Origin of the sequence: Dietzia sp. HMSC21D01 (assembly GCF_001815995.1) — a bacterium.
GTDB lineage: Bacteria > Actinomycetota > Actinomycetes > Mycobacteriales > Mycobacteriaceae > Dietzia > Dietzia cinnamea.
On record NZ_KV823890.1, the window covers coordinates 1 to 5,530 of the forward strand.

The 5,530-nt window shown below is 70.9% G+C and carries 6 protein-coding genes; 5 read left to right on the forward strand and 1 reads right to left on the reverse strand.

Annotation, left to right across the window (positions count from 1 at the left end):
• Positions 1-555 precede the first annotated feature (555 nt).
• A complete protein-coding gene (locus tag HMPREF3086_RS07745; RefSeq protein ID WP_007629396.1) occupies positions 556-846 on the forward strand; it encodes a DUF1540 domain-containing protein in 291 nt (96 codons plus the stop codon).
• Positions 847-876: 30 nt separating this feature from the next.
• Here the strand turns inward: HMPREF3086_RS07745 and HMPREF3086_RS07750 are convergent, their stop codons facing one another.
• Positions 877-1,554 (reverse strand): hypothetical protein, encoded by a 678-nt coding sequence (locus HMPREF3086_RS07750; RefSeq protein ID WP_070721165.1) that lies wholly within the window; start codon positions 1,552-1,554, stop codon positions 877-879.
• Positions 1,555-1,698: 144 nt separating this feature from the next.
• Here HMPREF3086_RS07750 and HMPREF3086_RS07755 point away from each other — a divergent pair, with 144 nt between their 5' ends.
• The 4 genes from HMPREF3086_RS07755 (at position 1,699) to HMPREF3086_RS07770 (ending at position 5,525) form a co-directional block, all read left to right on the forward strand.
• Positions 1,699-3,165, forward strand: a complete 1,467-nt coding sequence (locus HMPREF3086_RS07755; RefSeq protein WP_070721152.1) for an amidase — start codon at positions 1,699-1,701, stop codon at positions 3,163-3,165.
• Between the two features lie 142 nt (positions 3,166-3,307).
• Positions 3,308-3,739: a GntR family transcriptional regulator gene (locus tag HMPREF3086_RS07760; RefSeq protein ID WP_070721155.1), complete on the forward strand. Its 432-nt coding sequence runs from the start codon at positions 3,308-3,310 to the stop codon at positions 3,737-3,739.
• Entirely contained in the window at positions 3,736-4,752 is a 1,017-nt protein-coding gene (locus tag HMPREF3086_RS07765; RefSeq protein ID WP_070721158.1) for an ATP-binding cassette domain-containing protein, read from the forward strand. Before HMPREF3086_RS07760 ends, HMPREF3086_RS07765 begins: the two co-directional genes overlap by 4 nt.
• Positions 4,749-5,525, forward strand: a complete 777-nt coding sequence (locus HMPREF3086_RS07770; protein WP_070721162.1) for a hypothetical protein — start codon at positions 4,749-4,751, stop codon at positions 5,523-5,525. Before HMPREF3086_RS07765 ends, HMPREF3086_RS07770 begins: the two co-directional genes overlap by 4 nt.
• The last annotated feature ends 5 nt before the right edge of the window (positions 5,526-5,530 follow it).

The window sequence follows — 5,530 nt, forward strand, 5'->3', positions numbered from 1 at the left end:
CGCCTGCACAGACAGACCCGCGGCCGGCCCGGGTACAGCCGCACGCGGCCATGGCGTCTCGCGCGCCCCGATGCGCAGGCCGGACGCCATGCCGAGGGGCGGCGATGGCTCAGCCCTGCATCCGCAGGGGCGAGACGCCATGCAAGGGAGCGGACGCCAGGAGCGAGAAGCCATGGAGAGGAGCGAGGCGCCAGGCACAGGAGCGGATGCCAAGAGCGGCGCGGCGGGAGCGCGGGCGAGACGCCGCGAAACGGGGCGAGACGCCAGGCACAGGAGCGGCCGCATCCATTGCGAGCCCCCGGCGGCGCGGCGGCGAGTTCCGGCCGAACGACGGGCGAGTTCCGGCCGGACGGCGAGGGGCGGGCCTGCCCCGAGACGAACCCGGACAGAGCGATCACGGAATGCCGTGAAAACATGCCATCTGCCGCATACGTGCAGGTAGAGAGCTTAGGCTTGCCTGACTTAGCACAGCCTCAACTTGCTTGCAAGCCCGCACCGTTCGGTGTTGACTCTGGGGCATACCCCCCAGCCACAGCCACACGAGGAGCGATCGTCATGGCCACTCTCACCGGAATCAGCACCTGCACCGTCACCGCGTGCTCGTTCAACAGCGACCAGAGCTGCAACGCGGGCGCGATCACCGTGGCGGGCGCCCCCGACCACGCCGAGTGCGGCACCTTCATCTCGCTGGACGTCCGCGGCGGCCTGCCCACCGCGAGCGCTCACGTGGGCGCGTGCCAGCGCGTCGAGTGCACCTACAACAAGGACCTGCTCTGCTCCGCGGAGTCGGTCAAGATCGGCGCCGGCGCCGACACCGCCGACTGCCTCACCTACACCCCGGCCTGACCGGCGGATGCCGCGCCGGCGAATCGCCTCTCAGCTGGCGCGGGCCACGTACTGACCCATCTCGCGGACGACGTCGTTGACGCACTCCGCCCGGGTCACGAACGGCAGGTGGATGACATCGGCATCGGTGCCGAGGGCGGTCAGCAGATGCAGACCGTCGGCATCGACGCCCAACACATACGGCGGCTGAGCCGGGTCCCCGGACCCGGCCAGCATCGCCAGGTCAGAACCGAAGCGCGCCCGGATCTCGTCCGCGAGACCGGGCGTCTCGCATGCCAGGGGGTCCGACGGGACCGCGTCCAGATGGGCCGCGTCGACCGTGCCCTCATGCCCCAGCCGGCGCACGTTGACCTCACCCAGCTCGATCTCGATCTCGACGATCCAGCCCTCGCCCTGACGCGCCGCGCGCGCCACCCCGAAGCCGTAGAGGCTCGCCACATGGACCTTAGCCTCGACGATCGGGGCGAACTCGTCGATCATCACCACGACCTCGACCGAGTCGCCGGGCGCGATCATCAGGCCGGACCAGGGCGCCGGGGTCCCCGTGACGACGATCGTCCCCTCCCCGATCCAGCGATGCCCCGCCGAGACCATGACGTCCGAGCGATTCTTGGTGCCGCGAACGGCGACCGTGGCGATGCCCGATCCGTCGAGAAGACGACGCGCGCCCGTGGTGACCGGATTCGACACGATCGGGTGCGCTGTCATCGATGAGACCTCCAGATTCGGATCCTGATGCGAATACCGCATTAGGTGACCCTTGCCTTAGTTAGCTCCTCCTAAGATCCACGGCCGCGCAGGATCTGTCAAGAGGTGGACCCGAAATCCCCCGCACCGCCCTACAGTGGGGGCGTGACCGACGCCACAGACACGGCCGATCCGGCAGCCGACCCGTCCGTCGGCCCACGGCGAGTGCACGCCTTCCGCGACGACGCACTCGGCTATGACGACGCCACGGCCCTGGCGGAGAGGGTGCGCAGGCGCGAGGTCTCGCCCACCGAACTCCTCGAGGCGGCGATCGATCGCTGCGCAACTGTGGACCCCGCGCTCGGCGCTCTCGTCCACACCGATTTCGACCGCGCCCGCGCGCGGGCCGCCCGGCACGATTCCTCGGAGCTGTCCGCCCCGTTGGCCGGCGTCCCGAGCGCGTTCAAGGACGCCGTCCGGGTGGCCGGTTCACCCATGCGGATGGGCTCGCTCGCGGTGCCCGCCACCCCGGCCCTGCGGGACGGCCCCTACGCGCCGCTGTTCCGAGCGACGGGACTCAACCCGGTCGGGACCACCGCGATGCCACCGTTCGGCTGGACCGCCGCCACCGAGAGACAGGGCGGGCTGGTCACCCGGAACCCGTGGAACACCGGGCGGACCAGCGGCGGATCCTCGGGCGGGTCCTCGGCGCTCGTCGCCGCCGGCGCGCTGCCGATCGCCCACGCCAACGACGGCGGCGGATCGATCCGCATCCCGGCCGCGGTCACCGGGCTCGTCGGCTTCAAGCCGAGCAGAGGTCGGCACCCCGACGAGTCGTTCTCCGCCTCCATGCCCGTCAAGCTCATCTCCCAGTCGGTCGTCACCCGGTCGGTGCGGGACACCGTCGCCTTCCTCACGGCATTCGAGTCCGCGTATCGCCCGGTCGGCGTCCCGCCGATCGGCCACGTCCATCACGCGCCGCGGCGGCGCCTGCGGATCGGCTTGGTCGAGACGAGCCCTGCCGGCGGGCCGACCGACGCCGCGGGCCTCGCGGTGCTGCGGCAGACCGCCGAGAGACTGACCGCGCTCGGGCACGAGATCCTCCCCGTGGGCGCGCCCGTCGCCGCGTCGTTCCGCGACGACTTCATCGCCTACTGGGGACTACTCGCACTGAGCACCGCCGCGGGCGGGAATCGCCTGTTCGACCCGCTGTTCGCCCACGACCGGCTCGACCCGTTCACCCTCGGACTGGCCGCGATGGCCAGGCGGAACCTGCCGACCCTGCCCCTTCGACTCGCGCGGCTGGCCAGAGTTCGCCGCCGGTTCGACGCGAGTTTCGGTGACCTCGACTTCTATCTCAGCCCGGTGGTTGCGCACGAGACCCCGGAGGTCGGCTACCTGGACGCCGACCAACCGTTCGAGACCCACCTCGAGCGGGTCTCCGACTGGGTCACCTTCACTCCGCTGCAGAACGTCGCCGGCTCCCCCGCCGTGTCGCTGCCCACGGGCCGGGCACCGGACGGCATGCCGATCGGCGTTCACCTCTCGGCACGCCGCGGGCACGATCGCGTCCTCCTCGAGCTGGCCTCCGAGTACGAGGCGGCCCACCCCTTCGCCCGCATCTGGGACTGACAGCCCCGCCCCGCGGCCACAGCCCCGCCCCGCGGCCACGGCCCCGCCCCCGCAACGACAGCCGAAGCGGCCTTTGACGTCGGCGCAGGTCAAGTGGTTCACTAGTTGAGTAACTAACCCACCAACCCGAGGGGACGCCCAGGTGGACGACGGCAGACCGCTCTTCGTGCAGATCGCCGAACAGATCGAATCGTCGATCCTGGACGGTTCTCTCACCGAGGGCGAGCGCGCGCCGTCCACGAACGAACTCGCCGCCTTCCACCGCATCAATCCGGCGACGGCCGCCAAGGGGATCAACCTCCTGGTCGACCGCGGCATCCTGACCAAGCGCCGCGGACTCGGCATGTTCGTCACGCCCGGGGCCCGCGAACTCCTGCACGCGGAACGACGACAGCGGTTCACCGACGACGTGGTGGCAGCAATGGTCGCCGAGGGCCGCGCCATCGGGCTCGACGTCGAGGAGATCGTCGACATGGTCCGCGCCGCCTACCCGCGCTCCGCCGCCTACTCGCATACCGACACGTTCCCGCGCTCCGCCGCACACCCCAGCCCACCCAAGGAGAGGGCGCAATGACCAACGCCATCGACATCACCCATCTCTCGCGCCATCACCGCGACGCCACGGCCCTCGACGACGTGACCGTCTCGTTCAAGGCAGGAGTCATCCACGGCCTGCTGGGCCGCAACGGCGCCGGCAAAACCTCGCTCATGTCGATCGCCTCCGGCCAGGACTGGCCGAGCACCGGCGACGTCCGCGTGTTCGGCCTGCGTCCCCACGAGAACGAGCAGGTGCTCCCCCGCATCTGCTTCGTTCGCGAGGACCAGCGCTACATCGAGGACTCCTTTGCCCGGCACGCGTTCAAGGCCGCGGCGATGGCCTATCCCAACTGGGACGCCGACCTCGCCGAGCGCCTCGCCGAGGACTTCCGCGTCCCCGCCCGGACGCGGATCAAGAAGATGTCGCGGGGCCAGCGCTCCGCCGTCGCGGTGATCCTGGGAATCGCCTCGCGCGCGGACGTGACCTTCTTCGACGAGCCCTACATGGGCCTCGACGCGGTCGCCCGCCAGTTGTTCTACGACCGTCTCCTGCAGGACTACACCGAGCATCCCCGCACGCTCATCCTGTCCACGCACCTCATCGACGAGCTCGCCCACCTCCTCGAGAACGTGGTGGTGATCGACCGGGGCCGGATCCTGCTCGACGAGCCCGTCGAGTCGCTGCGCGGGCGGGCGGTCACGCTGGTCGGCCCCGCCGACGCCGTGCGCTCGCTGGCGGGATCGCGGCGGGTGCTCCACTCCGAGTCGATGGGGCGGACCCTACGGGCGACCGTCCTGCGCGCCCCGGGCCAGACCGAGGGCCCCTTCGAGGACCAGCGCGCGCGGGCTGACGGCGTCGAGGTCCTGCCCGTCTCGCTCCAGCAGCTGATCGTCCACCTGACGTCGGCGGGCGCCTCGTCGTCGTCGCCCTCGTCGTCACCCTCGTCGTCACCCTCCTCACCGCCACCACCGTCACCGTCACCGACCGGACCGGGGCCCGGCGCCCCGGCCGTCACCACCACCGGACTCAGCTCGGAGGTCTCGTCATGATGTCCGCCACCGCCGAGGCCGCCGCCTCCACCGGCACCACCACGCCGTCCGCCACGTCCTCACGGATCCTGTCCGCGTTCCGGCTCCAGTTCATCGTGCGCAGCAACTTCGTCGTGGTGCCGGTGATGGTCTTCCTGTTGTCGTGGGCGGTGTCCGTGGGCATCACGTTCTGGATCGCCGCGATCGCCGACGGCCGCACAGCAGGCGAACCGATGTACAGCGGAGCCGCCCAGTCCGCGATCTGGACGCTCGGATTCATGGCCGCCTACACGGTCACCCAGACCATGCCGTTCGCGATGGCGTTGAGCTTCAGCCGGCGCACGTTCGTCCTCGGCGCCTACCTGGCGTTCGCGGTGGTGTCGGCGGCGTTCGGCGTCGCCTTCATGGCCGGGACCGCGATCGAGCGGGCCACGGACGGGTTCGGCATCCACGCCTACCAGTTCGACCTGCCGTTCATCACCGGCAGTCACGGCCTGGCGGGTGCGGGCCTGCTGGCCGGGACGCTCCCCCTCGCCGTGATGCTGGTGGGCTTCCTCGCGGCCGCGGCGTTCCGGCGCCTGTCCCTCATCGGATTTTGGACCGCGGTGATCGCGGTCATCGCCGGCCTCGCCGTCGCGCTGCTGCTGGCCGTGCAGAACATCGGCTGGCCGCGGATCGCCGAGTGGTTCGCGGCGCAGACCGCCCTCAGCGCGAGCGCCTACCTGATGGTCGTCGCCGTGCTCGCCGGCGCCCTGGCCTACCTGGTCCTGCGGCGGGACACCCCGGCGAGCTGAGCGTG